Origin of the sequence: Nocardiopsis sp. LDBS1602 (assembly GCF_035818715.1) — a bacterium.
GTDB lineage: Bacteria > Actinomycetota > Actinomycetes > Streptosporangiales > Streptosporangiaceae > Nocardiopsis > Nocardiopsis alba.
In genome coordinates, this window is the sequence record NZ_JAYLVW010000001.1 from 1,029,947 (window position 1) to 1,047,997 (window position 18,051).

The 18,051-nt window shown below is 72.0% G+C and carries 16 protein-coding genes; 6 read left to right on the forward strand and 10 right to left on the reverse strand.

The features are described 5' to 3' along the window. Nucleotides 1-267 precede the first annotated feature (267 nt). Nucleotides 268-819, forward strand: coding sequence for a hypothetical protein (locus U9J66_RS04750; protein WP_042285402.1), 552 nt, complete (start codon nt 268-270; stop codon nt 817-819). An 86-nt stretch (nt 820-905) separates the two neighbouring features. Here the strand turns inward: U9J66_RS04750 and U9J66_RS04755 are convergent, their stop codons facing one another. From U9J66_RS04755 to U9J66_RS04775, 5 genes are all read right to left on the reverse strand, one after another. After that, a complete protein-coding gene (locus U9J66_RS04755; RefSeq protein ID WP_042285404.1) occupies nt 906-1,985 on the reverse strand; it encodes a TIGR04222 domain-containing membrane protein in 1,080 nt (359 codons plus the stop codon). A 68-nt stretch (nt 1,986-2,053) separates the two neighbouring features. Then, a complete protein-coding gene (locus tag U9J66_RS04760; protein WP_042285406.1) occupies nt 2,054-3,325 on the reverse strand; it encodes an MFS transporter in 1,272 nt (423 codons plus the stop codon). An 89-nt stretch (nt 3,326-3,414) separates the two neighbouring features. Further along, on the reverse strand, nt 3,415-4,098 hold the full coding sequence (locus U9J66_RS04765) for a GntR family transcriptional regulator (protein ID WP_014908931.1): 684 nt from the start codon (nt 4,096-4,098) through the stop codon (nt 3,415-3,417). Nucleotides 4,099-4,242: 144 nt separating this feature from the next. Then, nucleotides 4,243-6,039, reverse strand: coding sequence for an ABC transporter ATP-binding protein (locus U9J66_RS04770; protein ID WP_326337141.1), 1,797 nt, complete (start codon nt 6,037-6,039; stop codon nt 4,243-4,245). Then, the gene (locus U9J66_RS04775) at nt 6,036-7,790 is read right to left on the reverse strand and encodes an ABC transporter ATP-binding protein (RefSeq protein ID WP_014912981.1); all 1,755 of its coding nucleotides are present in this window, start codon (nt 7,788-7,790) and stop codon (nt 6,036-6,038) included. The genes U9J66_RS04770 and U9J66_RS04775 overlap by 4 nt, the downstream gene beginning before the upstream one ends. 232 nt (nt 7,791-8,022) lie before the next feature. Between U9J66_RS04775 and U9J66_RS04780 the strand changes: the two genes are divergently transcribed. After that, nucleotides 8,023-8,790 (forward strand): siderophore-interacting protein, encoded by a 768-nt coding sequence (locus tag U9J66_RS04780; protein WP_026125264.1) that lies wholly within the window; start codon nt 8,023-8,025, stop codon nt 8,788-8,790. A 107-nt stretch (nt 8,791-8,897) separates the two neighbouring features. Continuing rightward, a complete protein-coding gene (locus U9J66_RS04785; RefSeq protein ID WP_161111754.1) occupies nt 8,898-9,893 on the forward strand; it encodes an ABC transporter substrate-binding protein in 996 nt (331 codons plus the stop codon). 70 nt (nt 9,894-9,963) lie between these two features. Here the strand turns inward: U9J66_RS04785 and U9J66_RS04790 are convergent, their stop codons facing one another. The 5 genes from U9J66_RS04790 to U9J66_RS04810 all read right to left on the reverse strand — a co-directional run bounded on the left by U9J66_RS04790 (nt 9,964) and on the right by U9J66_RS04810 (nt 15,062). Further along, a complete protein-coding gene (locus U9J66_RS04790; RefSeq protein ID WP_014911707.1) occupies nt 9,964-10,776 on the reverse strand; it encodes an ABC transporter ATP-binding protein in 813 nt (270 codons plus the stop codon). Then, a complete protein-coding gene (locus U9J66_RS04795) occupies nt 10,773-11,831 on the reverse strand; it encodes a FecCD family ABC transporter permease (RefSeq protein WP_017535960.1) in 1,059 nt (352 codons plus the stop codon). The genes U9J66_RS04790 and U9J66_RS04795 overlap by 4 nt, the downstream gene beginning before the upstream one ends. After that, the gene (locus U9J66_RS04800) at nt 11,828-12,877 is read right to left on the reverse strand and encodes a FecCD family ABC transporter permease (RefSeq protein WP_326337142.1); all 1,050 of its coding nucleotides are present in this window, start codon (nt 12,875-12,877) and stop codon (nt 11,828-11,830) included. The genes U9J66_RS04795 and U9J66_RS04800 overlap by 4 nt, the downstream gene beginning before the upstream one ends. Beyond that, nucleotides 12,874-13,890 carry an iron-siderophore ABC transporter substrate-binding protein gene (locus tag U9J66_RS04805; RefSeq protein ID WP_161112537.1) on the reverse strand — a complete coding sequence of 339 codons (1,017 nt, stop codon included), beginning with the start codon at nt 13,888-13,890 and terminating at the stop codon, nt 12,874-12,876. The genes U9J66_RS04800 and U9J66_RS04805 overlap by 4 nt, the downstream gene beginning before the upstream one ends. 317 nt (nt 13,891-14,207) lie before the next feature. Further along, a complete protein-coding gene (locus U9J66_RS04810) occupies nt 14,208-15,062 on the reverse strand; it encodes a helix-turn-helix domain-containing protein (protein ID WP_326337143.1) in 855 nt (284 codons plus the stop codon). Between the two features lie 47 nt (nt 15,063-15,109). On the opposite strand from U9J66_RS04810, the gene U9J66_RS04815 reads away from it, so the two are divergent. Genes U9J66_RS04815 through U9J66_RS04825 form a run of 3 tightly spaced genes read left to right on the forward strand, consistent with a single transcriptional unit; the run spans nt 15,110 to nt 18,047 of the window. After that, nucleotides 15,110-16,240 (forward strand): FecCD family ABC transporter permease, encoded by a 1,131-nt coding sequence (locus U9J66_RS04815; RefSeq protein ID WP_161111745.1) that lies wholly within the window; start codon nt 15,110-15,112, stop codon nt 16,238-16,240. Continuing rightward, nucleotides 16,240-17,022 (forward strand): ABC transporter ATP-binding protein, encoded by a 783-nt coding sequence (locus tag U9J66_RS04820; RefSeq protein WP_161111744.1) that lies wholly within the window; start codon nt 16,240-16,242, stop codon nt 17,020-17,022. Before U9J66_RS04815 ends, U9J66_RS04820 begins: the two co-directional genes overlap by 1 nt. Beyond that, a complete protein-coding gene (locus U9J66_RS04825) occupies nt 17,022-18,047 on the forward strand; it encodes an ABC transporter substrate-binding protein (protein ID WP_326337144.1) in 1,026 nt (341 codons plus the stop codon). Before U9J66_RS04820 ends, U9J66_RS04825 begins: the two co-directional genes overlap by 1 nt. The last annotated feature ends 4 nt before the right edge of the window (nt 18,048-18,051 follow it).

An 18,051-nucleotide genomic window follows, 5' to 3' on the forward strand; every position in this document is an offset into this window, starting at 1 on the left:
CCATTCGACTGCCGTGCCATCCTTCGCTCACACGTGTCCCCCGTCAAGGGGGGATGTCCGTTGTTTCCGGACGGGATTCCCGTGGCCCATGGGCGTTCCGGGTCCGGAGAGACGCCGGTCCTCCGCACGGCACATGACACGCCGGAGCCGCCCCTCGAGGAGGATCGGCACCCAGGCCCACCCTGACCTGTGTTCTCCGGTTCTCCGAGACCCCGACGGCGCGCGGGACCGCCCATGGACGGGCACGGGGCTTGGCACAATCACGGCATGTCCATCCTCCAACGCTCCACCGACCGAAGGTCGATCTCCCGACCGTCGGCGGCCTCGCCCCTGGTCGCCCTGCCCTTGGCCTGCCTCCTGCTGTCCGCGTGCGCCCCCGAAGGCGGCGCCGTGGGGGCCATCGCCACCGGGCACTTCTCGGCGCGCCACCACTTCCCCGTGATCATGGTCTCCTGGTGCGGCGACAGCCCTCCGGCCCGGATCGATCTGTCCTCCGAGGAGCACGAGTGGCGGTTGACCGCCACCAGGGAGTTCTCCGAGCAGCCGTTGGAGGTGAACCTGGCCGCGCCCGGCGAGGACTGGACCATCACGGACGGTTCGGGGGCGCCCGCCTATCGGATCGCGCCGGGCTCCCCCGATCTGGAGTACCTGTTGGGCGTGACCTCGGAGGCCGGGGTGGAGGGCGAGAACGAGAACGACATCGCCTCGTTGCGCTTCGACACCGAGACCCTGGCCGGCGACGACGGGGTGTACGTGGGAACCCACCAGGATGACCAGGGTTCCCTCGTCGATCGGGCCGCCTTCCCTCCGGAGTGTTGATCCGGAGGAAGAAGAGCCACCACCTTTACGTGGTAGATCCATATAAGGGCGACATGTCCGATCAGTGACTCTTCGGTCATGCTCTTTCAACCGTGATCGACCGGTGGACGGTGGCGGGCGTACGACCATCCGCTCATCTCGGCTTCCCCCTGCCACATCCGAGGCGACCACTCCCGAGGAGCCCGCTCCACTCCCCCACCGTCCACCACCACCCACAAAGGCGATCTCGGATCAGGCTGAAAGGCGTTGACGAAGTCCCAAAGCAGAGCCGGGGAGCGTACCTCGTCATGCTCGATCAGGGGGCCGCGCGCGTCGGCCGGCGGCATGTGCCCGGTCCGCCGGTACTCCTCCGAGGACAGACGCAGGCCCAACCTGCCGAAGGCCGCGACCCTGCGCAGCACCGTCTCCCGGTGGAGGCGGAGATCCTCCCCCTCCACCGGCCTCCTGAGATGATCTCGAATCCGTCTCAGAAGCCGCTCCCCCTCCGGGGTCCTGGGGCCGATCTCCTGTTCCCACCTTCGCGAGAGCGCCACGCAGGCCCAGGTCGCCACCACCATGGGCGGCGCGAGAAGGAGAAGGAGAGGGGGTTCACCGTAGAGCACCACCAGGAACAGGCACATACACGCCACCACGGCGGGCAACGAGAACCCCGCCCCTGTGATCCGGCTCAAGAGATCGGCCCGTCGCCAGAGGCGGTGGATCCCCTCGGCATCGGTGCACAGTCCACGCTCGCGCAACCTCTCCAACGCCCCACGCACCTCGGAGTGAGAGACCACCTTCCCCAGAAGTTCGCTCGGGGAGCGTCTCCCGTCCACGAGCTCGCGTATCAGGGAACGACGGACGGGTTCCAGAGCGTCGAGATCGACGTCGCGGCGGGCCCGGTCCGTCGGTTCCGCCCACGCACCCGAAGAGCTGCTCCCATGGTAGAGAAGACCGCCCAGATGCAGATCGAGGGCGCACACCTGGAGCAGCCGCGCGGGTCCCCCGGCCAAGAGGGCCAGTTCCTCCACCGACGGAGGAACCGGCTCGGTGAACGCGGCGTCCACCCTTCCGACCGAACCGTCCCGGGCCCGTTCCAGTCTTCGCACCGCGTGGGCCCCGGCCGCGAACAGGGCCGCGTACACCACCGACACCACCACGACCAGGGAGACCATCACCTGGGCCACGAGACCACCCTCTCACTCCGCTGGAACGGCGTGTACCCGAAGGCACCGAAGGTATGCGCCGGTGGCCCTCAACCGGACCTTCGCGCCGAACCCTTCGAAAGGGTCTTCGGGCACAGGGCCACCACCACGACGCAGACGAGGGCGAGCAGCGCACCGGCCCCGAACATGACCTGGTGGTCGAACCAGGGAGTGAGGGCCTCCAACACCGCCGGAACGAAGAAGCCCAGGTAGCTGATCGAGTAGAAGACGGCGGTCAGCCCCGCCAGACCGTCGGGGCCGGCCACCCGTTGGACCTCCCGGAGCCCGGTGACCAACAACGTCCCGTACCCGGCGCCCAACACGGCGGCGGCCACCATCGCGGCCGGGACGCTCGACGTGGCCGTCGCCCAGGCCGCCAGGGCCATACCGACGGCGGTGACGGCCAGGGCGACGATCACCGGACGCACGGAGTCCGTGACGGCCAGACGCCCGATCAGCCGCTGCGCGACCACGCCGCAGGCCAGGGCGATCAGACACATCAGTCCGGAGAAACCGATCTCCTGACCGGGCACCCGATCGGCCAACAGGTTGGGCAGGACGGCGTAGGCGCTGGCGGAGGCACCGAAGACCCAGGGGGCCATCGGCACGACCACCTGGAGGAAGCGGCGGTGCAGCGCGCTCGGGACCTTCAGGTCGTCCACCAGACGTCGCGCCCCTCCCCCGCGCTCCAGGGTCTCGGGGGCGCCGAACATCGCCACCGCGAGCAGAAGGGTGATCACGACGTTGACCGTGTAGGGCAGGATCGCCGCCATCGGGGCGAACTGGGCCAGCGAGGCCGCCACCACCGCCCCCAGCAGGAACCCCAGGGTCAGGGCCAGCGAGGCCCGGGAGGCGCCGGCGCCCGCTGAGGCCTTCGGGTCGAACGGCGCCTGGGACAGCTCCTTGACCCAGCTGGTGCCCACCGCCATCACCAGGCCGAGCGCCAGCCCCGACAGGACGCGCCCGGCGAACAACAGGGCCGCGGTCTCGGAGCCCAGGGCCAGCAGGACGCTTCCGGCCACGCACAGGAACGGCGCCGGGAACATGAGGGGACGGCGTCCGTAGCGGTCCGACAGCGGACCGCCGACGAGCAGCGCGGGCACGATGCCCAGCACGTAGGCGCCGAGCAGGAGGTTGACGACCTGGGCGCTCATGCCGCTCTCCAGGCGGTACATGACGAGCAGGGGCGTGAACTCGTTCCCGCCCCAGGCGACGGCGAAGAGCATGCCGCACACCGCGAGCCATCCGGGGAGGGATCTTCGGCGGTGTCCGGACTCCGGGGTCCCCCCTCTGCGAGGACCGCGCGCCACGAGGGTGGCCATGGATATCGCTTCCTTCTCTGCGTGACGTACGAAAAAAAGAGGGGGGTACGGGGGGTGTGTCCTTATGGGGGCGGTCGCGCCGCCCGGGGTCACACGTTGGAGCCGTGGATGTCGTCGAGGTGTTCGACGGTGGCCCGGGCGAAGCCCTCGGCGTCGCCCTCGGCGATGAGCCGGGCGAGTTCGGTGTGCTGGGCCAGGACCCGCTCGGCCCGGGTGGCGTCGTCGCTGATCGACTGGGTGGTCATACGGCGGTGACGGTCCTGGAGCAGGCGGTGGAACCCCTGGAGGATCGAGTTCCCGCCGGCGGCGACCACCTCGCGGTGGAACTCGACGTCGGCCCGGCTGAAGGCGGCCAGGTCGTTCTCCTCCCAGGCCCGACGCTGTTCGTCGATCACCTCGCGCAGACGCCGGACCAGCCGTTCCGATCCGCCCGCGGAGGCGCACACGGTCTCGACCGCCGTCGTCTCGATCATCCGACGCGCTTCGAGCACCTCGCGCGACTCGTGCGGCGGCACCGGCCGGACCAGGGCTCCGCGCTTGGGGTACAGGCGCATCCATCCTTCGGCCTGGAGCTGGAGGAAGGCCTCGCGCACGGGGGTGCGGCTCATCCCCAGCTCGGTGGCGATCCGCCCTTCGCTGAGCATGGTCCCGCCCTCGTACTCGCCGTCGAGAATGCGGTCCCGCACCACCGTGTAGGCCCGACCCGCCGAGGACTCCGGTGTCGTGGCGGCCGCGACCTCGACGCCCGGGCCGTCCGTACCGATGCCGTTCATCGTGCCTCCAAGCTTGGATACAACATAGATACTAGTTGTACACCAGGCCGGTCCGGACGAGAGACGGAGCACATCGGGCCCCTTGGGGGTGGCACGCGTCGGCCCGGCCGTCCGAGGGGACGACCGGGCCGGCGAGGGGACGTCTCAGCGCCGCCAGCTCCGCCACAGGCGGGCGTAACGACCGTCGAGAGCGACCAGTTCGTCGTGGGGCCCCTCCTCCACGACGCGCCCCTGGTCCATGACCACGATCCGGTCGGCGGTACGGGCCTGGGTCAGACGATGGGCGACCACCAGGGTGGTGCGCCCCTTGGTGGCGGCCGACGCGGCCTCCTCCAACAGCCGGGCGCCCGAGCTCCCGGCCTCGGCCGTGGCCTCGTCGAGCACCGCCAGGTCGGGGTCGGCCAGCGCCAGTCGGGCCAGCGCCAGGTGCTGGGCCTGTTCGGCGGTGAGTTCGTGCCCGCCCTCGCCCACGACGGTGTCGAGCCCCTCGGGCAGGGACCGGACCAGGTCGAGGGCGCCGACGGTCTCCAGCGCGGCCTCCACCTCGCCCCGGTCGGCGTCGGAGCGGGCCAGACGCAGGTCCTCCAGGAGGGTGCCCGAGAAGACGTGCGTCTCCTGGCTGACCAGGAAGACGTGTTCGCGCACCCGGCGTTCACCGAGCTCGTCCAAGGGGATCCCGCCCAGGTAGACCGTGCCGGAGGTCGGGGTGATCAGGCCCGCGACCACGGCGGCCAGCGTGGTCTTGCCGGCCCCGCTGGCCCCGACCAGCGCCACCCGTTCGCCCGGGGCGACCTCCAGGGAGACCCCGTCCAGGGCCTTGGGCGCTCCGGGCGCGTAGGCGTGGGCGACCTCCTCCACCCGCAGGGAGGATCCGGCCGGCCCCTCCTGCGCCCCGGGGTCCTCCGCCTCCGGCAGGTCGACCACCCCGGCGAGCCGGGCCAGGCTCGCCCCGGCCTGCTGGACGTCGTTGAAGTTCATGACCAGGAAGCCGATCGGCCCGAAGAGCCGGTGGAAGTACAGGGCCGCGGCGGTGACCATGCCCACGGTGACCAGGTCGTCGCGCACCAGCCAGAAGCCCACCACCAGGACCGCGCCCAGGCCGACCAGTTCGGAACCGTTCATCCTGGCGCCGAGCCTGGTGAACAGGCGGAACACGTCCAGGGTCAGGTTCATGGCGGTCAGGGAGCGTTCGGCGATGCGCTCCTCGTGCACGTCCTCCAACCGGTAGGCGCGCACGGTGTCGCGGCCTCGGAGGGCGCCCATCAGGGCGTGGGAACGCTCGCCCATGGCGACGCGTTCGCGTGCGTAGTAGGGGGCCGAACGCGGCATGTACCAGCGCACGGCCCAGGTGTAGAAGGGCAGGGCGGCCAGACCGGCCAGCCCCAGGCGCCAGTCGAGGGCGGTCATGCCCGCCGTGGTGAGCACGACGGTGGCCAGTGCCGTGACGACCTCGGGGCCGTTGCGGGCGATGGCGGTGGTGACCACGGCGACGTCGTCGCCCACGCGGGAGAGCAGGTCGCCGATGCGCACCCGTTCCAGCCGGGCGGCGGGCATGTGCAGGATCCGCTCCATGACCCGTTCGCGCAGCCGGGCCAGGACGGTCTCGCCCACTCGGCTGACCTGCCAGGCCCCCAGGCCGACGAGGATCCCGCCGACGAGGGCGGCCCCGGCGATGAGCAGGGCGGAGCGGAGGATGGCCTCCGGTCCGGCGCCCGAGGAGATGTCGTCGACCATCGTGCCCAGCGCCCAGGGCGCCACGAGACCGGCGGCGCTGCCGGCCAGGACCGTGAGGAGGGCCAGGGCGGTGCTCCCGGGGATGGAGCGCAGGCCTTCGCCGAGCACCCCCCAGGTGCGTCGGGCCCCGGCGGTGGGCAGCAGGTCGGGCCCGGCGGGTGCCCCTTCCGCGCGGCTGTCGGCGGGCCGGGTGGTGTCGGTGCTCAACGTAGAACCGCCTCGCGGTAGTGGGGGTCGTCCTCGACCAGCCGGGTGTGGGTCCCCTCGGCGTGGATCCGGCCTTCGCGCAGGACCAGGACCCGGTCGGCCCTGGCCAGCAGGGCCGGGCTGCTCGCGATGACGAGCGTGGCCCCGCCTCGGGCCGCCCTCAGGGTGGCCACGCCCTGGGCGATGGCCTCCTCGGTGACGGCGTCGACGGCGGTGGTGGGGTCGTGCAGGACCAGGACCGGTGGGTCGGCGGCCAGCGCCCGGGCCAGGGCGACCCGTTGACGTTGGCCTCCGGAGAGGTCGGTGGCGCGGTCGCGCACGGGCCGGTCGAGGCCGTCGGGGTGGCCGTCGACCAGTTCGGTGGCGGCCGCCGCCTCCAGGGCGGTCATCAGGCGGGTCTCGTCGTGGTCGGGGCCGGTGACCAGGTTGGAGCGCAGGGTGCCCTCGAACAGGGAGACGCCGTGCTCCTCCACCAGGACGGTACGGCGCAGGGAGGCCAGATCGAGCTCCTCGATGGGGATCCCTCCGACCGTGGTGGCCCCTCGGGCTTCGTTCGCCCGCCCGGAGAGCAGGTCGACCAGGGCCTCGGCGTCGCGCGGGTCGGTGGTGAGCACCCCGACGAGTTCGCCGCGGCGCAGTGTCAGGTCGACGTCGTCCAGGGTGCGGTGGCCGGCCCCGCGCAGCGCGAGGATCGGCTCCTCCTCCGGGTCCTCCTCTCCCGTGAGCGGGGTGGGGAGTTCCCGGTCACCGGGGGTGACGGCGTCGGGGGCGCCGAGCAGTCGGACCATGCGTCGGGCGGAGGCCTTGGCGATGGCGAACAGTTGGCCGACCAGTCCCAGTCCCTTGATGGGTTCGGCGAGGAACTGGGCCAGGCCCACCACGATGACGAGCTCGCCGACGGTGAGGCGTCCCTGGAGCGCCATCCAGCCGGCGGCCCCGGCCACGCAGGCCAGGAAGACGGCTCCGGCGGCGGTGACCAGACCGGTGTAGACGCCGTTGCTGGCGGCGGCGCCGACGGAGGCCGTCAGGGCGCGGTCGCTGACCTCGCGGTAGCGCAGGGCGGCGTCGCGTCGCGCGCCGATGCCCATGAGGACGCGCAGCCCACCGACCAGGTCGGTGGCCACGGCGGTGGCGCGGGCCGCGGTGGCCTGCTTGTCCTCGGTGCGCCGGGTGATCCGGGCGGCGGGAAAGCGCAGGGCCAGGAGCATCAGGGGCAGTCCCACGAGCACCCCGAGCCCCAGGGGCACGTCGATGCTCAGCAGGACGACGGTGGTGGCGACGATCGCGGTGACCTGGCCGATGCCGATCGCCCAGGCCCGCGCGTAGGAGGCGGCCTGGTCGGCGTCGGAGGTGGCCACGGCCAGGATCTCCCCGGAGCGCAGGCCGCTGCGTTCACCGTGCGGGTGCAGGACCCGGTGGGCCGATTCCAGTCGCAGCAGGTGGGCCTCGCGTTCGGCGACGCCGAGGGTGAGACGGGCGCCGGTGCGATAGGCCAGCGCCAGGACGGTGAAGAGAAGGGCCAGCCCTCCCACGCACCACGCCAGGGCGACGACGTCGCCGGTGGCCACGGCCAGGTCGATGGTGAGCCCGATCGCGACCGGGACGAGCACCTCGCAGAGTTGGTGGAGGGAGAGGAAGAAGGCCCCGAGGGCGATGGGGCCGCGGTGGCGACGCAGAGTGCGCGAGCGCAGGGCCGCCGCGTCGGTCGGGGGTGGTTCGTCGGGGGCGGTCCGACCCTCGGCTGCGGTCATGTGGTCGCTCGTCCTCCGTCGCTGTCCTGGACTTTCACCTGTGGGAGGGCCTGTTCCGGAGCGGGCCCCGCGCAAGGGTATCCGGGGGGATCGCACACTCTCGCGCTGGGATGACCGTCTCATCCGGGGATGCCCTGTTCCCCTTCGGCATGATATTGGTTAGCCTAACCTCACTATCCACCGTCGGTCGAAGGGTCTCGCGTTGCGCATCCAGTTCCCGAGTCACCGTCAGATGCTCCGTGCCCGGGTCGTGCGTACCGAGCGGACCACCGCCAACTTCATCACCGTGACCGTCGGCGGCCCCGACCTGGCCCGTTTCGAGTTCCTCGGACTGGACCAGTGCGTGCGGGTCTTCCTCGCCCGCCCCGGACAGGACCGGCTCACCATGCCCGAGTCCGCCGACGAGCGCTGGTACCCCGAGTACCGCGAGATGCCGGACGAGGTCCGCCCCTACGTGCGCAACTACACGATGCGCCGTTTCGACCCCGACGCCCTGGAACTGGACATCGAGTTCGTCGCCCACGGCGACGAGAGCCCCGCCTCCGGCTGGGCGCTCTCCGCTCGGCCCGGGGACGAGGTCGGACTGTTCCCCGAGGGGATCTACTACCTGCCCCCGGCCGACACCGACTGGCAGCTCCTGGTCGGCGACGAGAGCGCGGTCCCCGCCCTGCTCTCCATCGTCGAGGGTGCGTCCGAGGACCTGCGCGCGCAGGTCTACCTGGAGGTCCCCTCCCAGCAGGACGTGCGCACCGTGAACGCCCCTCCGGGGGTGCGGGTGCACTGGCTGCCGCGTCAGGACCCGCACGCGACCCCGGGGCGTCTGGCCCTGGAGACCGTGCGTTCGGCGACGCTCCCCAAGGGCCGCCCCTACTGCTGGGTGGCCGGGGAGAACGGTCTGCCCACCGGGCTGCGACGGGCCCTGGTCCGTGAACACGGCGTGCCCAAGTCCGACATCACCTTCCTGGGCTACTGGCGCCAGGGTGTGGCCGCGATCGCCTGAATCCGGCCGCGATCCCCCACGCCGGGTCCTTCGGGCCCGGCCGCCCCCTGTTCTCCGTTCCCATGACCGCGTCCGCTCCGGGCGCGCCGTCCCTTCACCGAGGTCCCATGAACACCGGCCCTTCCCGCCGTCTCGGCCTGCTCGCCGTCGGCGCCCTGTCCACCGTCCTGCTCTCCGCCTGTGGTGGCGGCACCTCCGATTCCGAGGACTCCGGTGCGAGCGCCGAGGGCTTCCCCGTCACCGTCGAGACCCTGTTCGGCGACGTGACCGTCGAGGATCGTCCCGAGAACGTCGTCGCCCTGGGCTGGTCGGACGCCGAGACCGCTCTGGCCCTCGGGGTCCAGCCGGTGGGCGTGGCCGACTGGCAGGGCTACGGCGCCCCCTACGTCGGCCCGTGGGCGGCCGATCTGCTCGACTCCGAACCGGTCGAGCTGGGCACGATGGAGCCGAACCTGGAGGCGATCGCCTCCCTGGACCCGGACGTGGTCCTGGACACCCGCTCCGACAACTCCGCGGAGCGCAACGATCTGCTCGAGCCGGTCGGCCCGGTGGTCGGACCTCCGCCCGAGGTCGAGGTCACCTACGGCACCACCTGGCGGCAGCAGACCCGCCAGGTCGCGGCGGCCCTGGGCGAGGAGGCTCGCGGCGAGGAGCTCGTCACCGAGCTGGAGGAGCGGTTCGAGAGCCTGCGGGAGGAGAACCCGGAGTTCGCCGACACGACCATCGCGGTGGGCGCCTACTTCGACGGCCAGTACGGGGCCTACGTCCCCGGTGACACCCGGGTGGACGTGCTCACCGAGCTCGGTTTCGAGTACGACCCCGATCTGGTGGAGAAGGCCGACGGCGCCTTCTACCTCGACCTGAGCCCCGAGCTCGTGGAGACGCTGGACGCCGACCTGACGGTGATCTTCCCGATCGGGGACACCGCCGACCTCCTGCACGAGGACCCGGTGCTACAGAACATCCCCTCCGCCGAGGACGGTCGTCTGCTCATCCTGGACGACCCGGAGACGGTCAACGCGTTCTCCAGCGGTTCCACTCTGGGCATCCACCACGCCCTGGACGAGATCATCCCCCTCATCGAGGGGACCCTGGAGGGCTGAGGCCCCGGCGACTCCGAAAGGGGGCGCTCCGCCGTACGGCGGGGCGTCCCCTTTCTCTCGCGTCGGGTCCTCAGACGCTCTCGACGGAGGCGTGGTACCGGCCGATCGGCAGCATCATGGGCCGCCCCGAGGTGGGGTCGGTGATGATCCGGCTGCGCAGACCGAACACGGCCTCGACCGTCTCCGGGGTGAGCACCCGTTCCGGCTCCCCCTCGGCGTACAGACGCCCGTCGGCGAGGGCGACGAGGTGGTCGGCGTAGCGGGCGGCCAGGTTCAGGTCGTGCAGGACCAGCACGATGGTGGTGCCCAGCGTGCGGTTGAGGTCGGTGAGCAGGTCCAGGACCTCCACCTGGTGGCTGACGTCGAGGAACGTGGTGGGTTCGTCGAGCAGGAGCAGGTCGGTGCGCTGGGCCAGGGCCATCGCGATCCACACCCGTTGACGCTGCCCGCCGGAGAGCTCGTCGACGGCCCGGTCCACGAGATCGGCCGTCCCGGTGGAGTCGAGGGCGGCGGCGACCGCCTCGTCGTCCTCCCGGCTCCAGCGGGACAGGACCCGCTGGTGGGGGTGGCGTCCGCGGCCGACCAGGTCACCGACGGTGATGCCCTCGGGGGCGATCGGCGACTGCGGGAGCAGGCCGAGCGTGCGGGCGAGCTCCTTGGACGGCATCCGGTGGACCTCGCGGCCGTCCAGGAGCACCCGACCCTCCTTGGGCGACAGGAGCCGGGACATCGAACGCAGCAGGGTGGACTTGCCGCAGGCGTTGGCGCCCACGATCGCGGTGATCCGCCCCGGCGGGACGCCCAGGTCCAGGGAGTCGATGACGGTCCGGTCCCGGTATCCGAGGGTGAGGTCCTCGACGAGCAGTGTGCGGTCCGTGGTCACAGGGAGCCTCCCGCGCGGTGGGTGCGAACGATGAGATACACGAGGTAGGGGGCGCCGAGCACGCCGGTGACCACGCCGACCGGGTAGCGGGTGCCCAGGAGGAACTGGCCGACCAGGTCGGCGACGAGCACCAGGAGCGCGCCGACCAGGGCCGAGGGGAGCAGGAGGGAGCCGTCCGGCCCCACCAGCCGGGCCGCGATCGGCCCGCACAGGAAGGCCACGAAGGCGATCGGTCCGGCCGCGGCGGTGGCGAAGGCGATGAGCGCGACCGCCGCGGTGACCGCGATCAGCCGGGTGAGGTTCGCGCGCACGCCCAGGGCCGAGGCGGTGTCGTCCCCCAGCTGGAACAGCGAGAGGTCGTTCGCCCGGGACAGCAGTACGGGGGCGATGAGGGCCAGGGCGATCACGACGGGGACGACCCTGTTCCAGTCGGTGCCGTTGAGGCTGCCGGTCAGCCACCGCAGCGCCTCCTGGAGGTCCCATTCGGGGGCGCGGTCGAGGACGTAGGAGGTGACGCTGTCCAACATCGCCGCGACCCCGATGCCGATGAGGATGAGCCGGGTCCCGGCCACGCCTCCCTTGTAAGCGAGCGCGTACACGAGGGTGGAGATCGCCAGACCGGAGACGATCGCCACCACCGAGACCGTGGGGCCGCTCAGCCCCAGGACGACGATCGCGAAGGTCGCCGCGGCGCTCGCCCCCGAGCTGATCCCGATGATGTCCGGGCTGGCCAGGGGGTTGCGCAGCATGGTCTGGAAGGTGGATCCGGCGAGCCCGAAGCACAGTCCGGCCGCGACCGCGAGGGCGGCGCGCGGCAGGCGCAGCCGGCCCACGGTGAAGGAGGCGCCCGGTACGTCGTGACCCAGGACGACCCGCAGCACGTCCCCGGGCGGGTAGAAGGTCCGGCCCACCATCAGGGTGAGGGCGAACACGACGACGATGAGGACGGCCAGGGCCACGATGACGGTGCGTCTACGCCGTGTCCGGCGGACGCGCCCCCGGGTCACGGCCCGGAGGGTGGCCGTGGACGGGGCGGTGGACAGGGACGGGTTCACAGCGAGCGGACCTTCTGACGGCGGACGATGTGGATGAAGAAGGGGGCGCCGATGAGGGCGGTCACGATCCCGACGTCGATCTGGGCCGGGCGGGCCACGATCCGGCCGACCACGTCCGCCGCGGTGAGCAGGGCGGCCCCGCCCAGGGCGGAGAAGGGGATCAGCCATCGGTGACCGGGGCCGGTCAGGAGCCGGCACACGTGCGGTACGACCAGCCCGACGAAGGCGATCGGCCCGGTGACGGCGGTGGCGGCGCCGCACAGGGTCACCGCGCCCAGCGAGGCCCCGCCTCGGGCCAGGGCCACCCTCTCCCCCAGGCCGGCGGCCAGGTCGTCGCCCAGGGCCAGCATGTCGAGTCCGCGCGCGCACGCCAGGCACAGCGCGAAGCCCGCGAGCAGGAAGGGCAGGACCTGCGTCAGCGAGTCGTAGGTCGCGCCGCCCACCCCGCCGATCTGCCAGGAGCGGACCCCGCCGGCGATGTCGTTGCGCGGCAGGACGATGGCGCTGATGAACGAGGACAGGGCGGCCGAGACGGCCGTGCCCGCCAGCGCGAGTTTGAGCGGGGTGGCGCCGCCCCGCCCCAGGGAGCCGACGACGTAGACGAAGACGGCGGTGATCCCGCCTCCGACGACGGCCGCCCAGACGAAGTGGGTGGCCGAGGCCAGGCCAAAGAAGGCCATCCCCACGACCACGGCGAGCGAGGCTCCCATGTTCACGCCGAGGATGCCGGGGTCGGCGATGGGGTTGCGGGTGACGCCCTGCATGACCGCCCCGGCCACGCCCAAGGCCGCGCCGGCCAGGACCGCGAGCAGGGTGCGGGGGACGCGTTTGGCCACGGCCGCCTCGTCGAACCCCTCCACCGAGCCGCCCAGCGCCGCCACGATGGCGTCCCAGCCGACGTCGCGCGTGCCGACGGCCACGGAGACGCACATCAGGCCGAGGACCACCAGGACCAGCGCCGCGAGCCCCAGGACGCGCAGGCGTCGTGGGCGTCGCACGGCGCCGATCCCGGCGGGTTCGGCGGGACGGGTGTCCGTCGTGGTCACCGGTCCCCTTCCGCGGCCTCGGCCAGGAGCGACAGGTAGTCGTCCAGGACCCAGGAGATCGACAGGGGTGTGGGGTTGGCGGCGGTGCCCAGCGGCGCGTCGCCCGGCAGGCTCACCACGGCGCCCTTCTCCACGGCGGGCATCTGGGACAGGAGCGGGTCGCCTTCGAGGGCCTCGACGGTCTCTTCGCCGCCATAGGTGACGATGATGTCGACGTCGTCGAAGACGTCGGCCTGCTCGGCGGCGCGGGTGAGCGCGAAGAGGTCGGTCTCGGCCGAGACCTCGGCGACGCTCGCGGGGGTGCTCATCCCCAGGTCCTCGAAGAACAGGGCCCGGGTGTCGTGGGTGGTGTAGAAGCCGACCTCGCTGAGGTCGGTGGTGTCCACGTGGGTCAGGAACATGGTGGAGCGGCCCTCGATCTCCGGGTGGTCGGCGACCGCCTCCTCGATCTCGCCCTCCAGTTCGGTGACGAGTTCCCGCCCTTCCTCCTCCAGGCCCAGGGCCCGGCTGTTGATCTCGATCATCTCCCGCCAGGGGGTGCCCCAGGCGGTCTCGGGGTAGGCGACGACGGGGGCGATCTCGCTCAGGGTGTCGTAGTCCTCCTGGGTGAGGCCGGAGTAGGCGGCCAGGATGACGTCGGGGGCGGTGTCGGCGACCGCCTCGAAGTCGATGCCGTCGGTCTCGTCGAACAGCACCGGGGTCTCGGCGTCCAGTTCCTCCAGTCGTTCGTCGACCCAGGGGAGGACGCCGTCGCCATCGTCGTCGCCGAAGTCGGCGGAGGCCATGCCCACGGGGACGACCCCCAGAGCGAGGGGGACCTCGTGGTTGGCCCAGTTGACGGTGGCCACCCGTTCGGGACGGTTCTCGATGGTGGTGGTGCCCAGGGCGTGCTCGATGGTGATGGGCTCCCAGTCCCCGGAGGCCTCGGAGGCCTCTTCGGTCCCGCCCGGGGAGCAGGCCACGAGTCCGGCGGTCATCAGTACGGCGGTGAGGGGGACGACCGACCTCGTCATTCGGCGCATGTCTTCCTTTCGTTCGTGGGGCGTCGGCCCCGTCCGGCGCGTTCCCGTCCCGCCCGGCCGCGCTCGGGCACCCGGGGCGAGGAGATGCACACCGTGGGTGACCACATGAGAGCGGAGCGGGACCCTTCGACGACGACACAGGGGGATGGCACGACGCCGGACCGGGCCGCACATCGAAGTAAGGATTGCCTAACCAAACCTAGAGCGCCACACCCGACCGTGCAATCACTCAGATGGGACACGGTTATTCGCGAAACGGACATTCAGCGCACGAGTGCCCCCTCGTCGGGGCCGTGGGGGCACCGGCGTCAGCCCGCGCGAAAACGCCCCGGACTCATCCCCGTCACCCGCCGGAAGGCCGTACTGAACGAACTGGCCGAGCGATAGCCGACCCGCTCGGCGACCTCGTCGATACCGTCGCCCCGCGCGAGCATCGTGATCGCGTGCTGCACACGGGCGGCCGCCGTCCAACGGCTGAAACCGAGCCCGGTCGCCTCGTGGAAGGCGCGCGTGATGGTCCTCGCGCTCACCCCGAGCCGCGCCGCCCACACGGCCAGGGTGGTGGTGTCGCCCGGGTCCTCGCGCAACGTCTCGACGATGGGCCGCAGCAGGGGCGACTCGGGGTAGTCCAGCAGGAGTTCGCCCTGGGCCGGGGCGAGGAGGTCGAGCACCATCGCCTCGGTCCTGGCCCGCGATTCGGCGGAGAGCTCCCCCTCCGCCAGCCTTCCGAGCAGCAGCCTCAACAGGGGCGTGATCTCGACGGAGACCGGACGCTCGGACAGCGGGGCGACCTCGCGGACGCTGAACTGGACCGCGTGGTGCCAGGTGCCCGCGGGCGTCCACCCCGAATGCGGCACCCCGGCAGGGATCCACAGGCCGATCGACGGGGTGATGGACCACACGCGGGAGCCGACCGTCGCCGAGGAGGCGCCCCGCAGATTCCAGAGCAGCTCGTGCGTGGGGTGGGAGTGCTCCTCCCAATAGGTGTCGCGGTCGATCACCTCGTCGCTGCCCAGGGCGACGAAGGGCACGTCGATCTCACCGGCGGCGTAGGACGGCAGCCGCCGGCTGTCGACCCCCTCCCGACAAGGCCCTTCGATCCCCGAGACACGCACGTCGCCCGGGCCGCACCCCGCCCGAGGGCCCGCGTGCTCCCCCACCATGTCTAGAATGAAAACCGTTTTCATTCCTAAATCGGAAGGGAGGTCGGATGCGGAACACCACCGCTCCCCCCGACCCCGAAGCCCCCCTCCAGAGCCCGCCCGACCCCGCGCCGGCCCCCGAACACCGACCGCGCCGTCTGGCCACCCCCGCCGGAACCGCCGTCGCGGCGACACTCCTGGCCCTGTTCCTCCTCCTGTCCGCGGTCCTGGCGATCGGCCTCGGCTCGGCCGTGATCCCGCCCCTGGAGACCCTCCGCCACCTCTGGGCGGCGCTGACCGGCGGTGTCATCTCGGCCGACGAGGTCACCCGTCACCAGGTCGTCTGGGAGATCCGCACCCCGAGGGTCCTCCTGGCCGCCGTGGTCGGCGCGGGCCTGGGCGCGGTGGGCGTCGCCGTCCAGGCGATGGTCCGCAACCCCCTGGCCGACCCCTACATCCTCGGCGTCTCCTCCGGGGCCTCGGTGGGCGCGGTCCTGGTCGGCGTGGTCGGCGGTCTGGCCGCCCTGGGCGTCTACGCCGTCTCCGTCGGGGCCTTCCTCGGCGCCCTGGCCGCCACCCTGCTCGTCTACGCCATCGCCCACGATCGTCGAGGGGTCACCCCCTTGCGTCTGGTCCTGACCGGGGTCGCCCTGTCCTTCGGCTTCCAGGCGATCATGAGCGTGATCGTCTACCTGGCCCCCGGCAACGAGGCCACCGGCACCGTCCTGTACTGGACCATGGGCGGCTTCGGCGGCGCCACCTGGGGCGCCCTGCCCCCGGCCGCCGCCACGATCCTGATCGGTGTCCTCCTCCTGCGCCGTATGTCCCGCCCCCTGGACGTCATGGCCCTGGGCGACGAGGCCGCCGCCGGTCTGGGCGTGGACGCCCCTCGCCTGCGCCGACGCCTGTTCCTGCTCACCGCCGTCATGACCGGCGCGATGGTCGCGGTCAGCGGGGCGATCGGCTTCGTCGGCCTGGTCGTCCCCCACATCGTCCGCATCCTCGTGGGCGCCGACCATCGCCGCGTCCTGACCGTCGCCCCCTTGGCCGGGGCCGTCCTCATGGTCTGGGTCGACCTGGTGGCCCGGGTCGTCGCCGCCCCGCGCGAACTGCCCTTGGGCGTGATCACCGCCCTGGTCGGCGTCCCGGTCTTCATCACCCTGATGCGCCGGCGTGGCTACCTGTTCGGAGGTCGCTGATGGAACTGCGTCTGGACGGCCTCTCCGTCGACCTGGACGGTCGGCGGATCGTACGGCGGCTCACCCTCGACGTGCCCGACGGCCGGGTCTTCGGCCTCGTCGGCCCCAACGGATCGGGGAAGTCGACCGCCCTGCGCTGCGTCTACCGGGCCCTGTCCCCCGACGAGGGACGGATCCTGGTCGACGGGGACGATCTCGCCGCGATGAGCCCGCGCGACTCGGCGCGACGGATCGCCGCGCTCACCCAGGAGGGCGGCGTCGACCTCGACTTCACCGTCGAGGAGCTGGTCGCCCTGGGGCGCACCCCGCACCTGCCCGGCGGCCGGCGGCTCGACGCCCGCGAACGCGAGCTGTGCCGGTGGGCGATGGCCCGGATGGGCGTGGCTCACCTGGCCGGACGTGGGGTGCTCGAGCTCTCCGGCGGCGAACGTCAACGCGTCCTCGTGGCCCGCGCACTGGTCCAGGAACCCCGGGTGCTGGTCCTGGACGAGCCCACCAACCACCTCGACGTGCACCACCGCCTCGAACTGCTCGCCCTGGTCCGCGAGTCGGGCGTGACCGCGCTCGTGGTCCTGCACGACCTCAACCTGGCCGCCGCGGCCTGCGACGTCATCGGTGTGCTCTCCGAGGGCGCGCTCGTGGCCGTCGGAACGCCCGAGGAGGTCCTGACCGAGGAGCTCCTCCACACGGTCTTCGGGGTCGAGGCCACCGTCGTCGCCCACCCCCGGACCGGCCGCACCCAGCTGCTCTACCACCTGCCCACCGCACGAAAGGAAGCCTGATGTCCCTCCCCTCCCCCACCACGAGGACCCCCCGCCCCACCGTCCCCTTCGCCTGCGCGGCGCTCGCGCTCACCGTCCTGTCCACCGCCTGCGGGGCCCGGATCGAGGAGGACGGGACGGCCGCCTCCACCACCACCGTCCTTCGTTGTGGAGAGGAGGTGGAGTACACCACGCCCCGGCGGGCGGTCGCCTACGAGGGCGGCAGCGCCGACAAGCTGTTCGCCCTCGGCCTGGCCGACCACGTGCACGGTTACGTGATGCCCCCGGCCAACCCTCCGGTGGAGGAGTCGCCCTGGGCCGAGGACTACGCGCGGGTGGAGTTCCTCGGCGACGACCTGCTCAACCGCGAGCTGGTCGTGGAGGCCGAGGCCGACCTGGTGGTGGCCGGCTGGCGGTCCGGTTTCAGCGACGAGCGCGGGATCACCCCGCGGATCCTGGACGGGCTCGGCATCCAGAGCTTCATGCACACCGAGTCCTGCTACAACTATCCGGGCTTCCCCGAACGGGAGACGCCCTTCGAGGGGCTCTACACCGACCTGGAACGGCTCGGCGCGATCTTCGGGGTGCCCGAACGCGCCGAGGAGCTGGTCGAGGGGTACCGCGAACGGGTGGAACGGGTGGTCGAACAGGCCCCCGAGGGCGACCCCGTGTCGGTCTTCCTCTACGACTCCGGCACCGACCAGGCGTTCACCGCCGGGTCCCAGGTGCCGCCGCAGGACATCATCTCCCACGCCGGGGGCGAGAACGTCTTCGGTGACCTGGACGAACGCTGGACCCGGGTCGGTTGGGAGGCCGTGGTCGACGCCGACCCCGAGGTGATCATCGTGCTGGACTACGGCGAGCAGTCGGCCGAGGACAAGATCGACTTCCTCACCTCCTTCCCCGCGCTGGCCGAGGTACCGGCGGTGGTGGAGGAGAACTTCTTCGTCCTGGACTACAACGAGGGCATCTCCGGGCCGCGGAACATCGACGGGCTGGAGAGGTTCGCCGACTACCTGCGCGCGCTGGAGGAGGACCCGGCCTGACCCG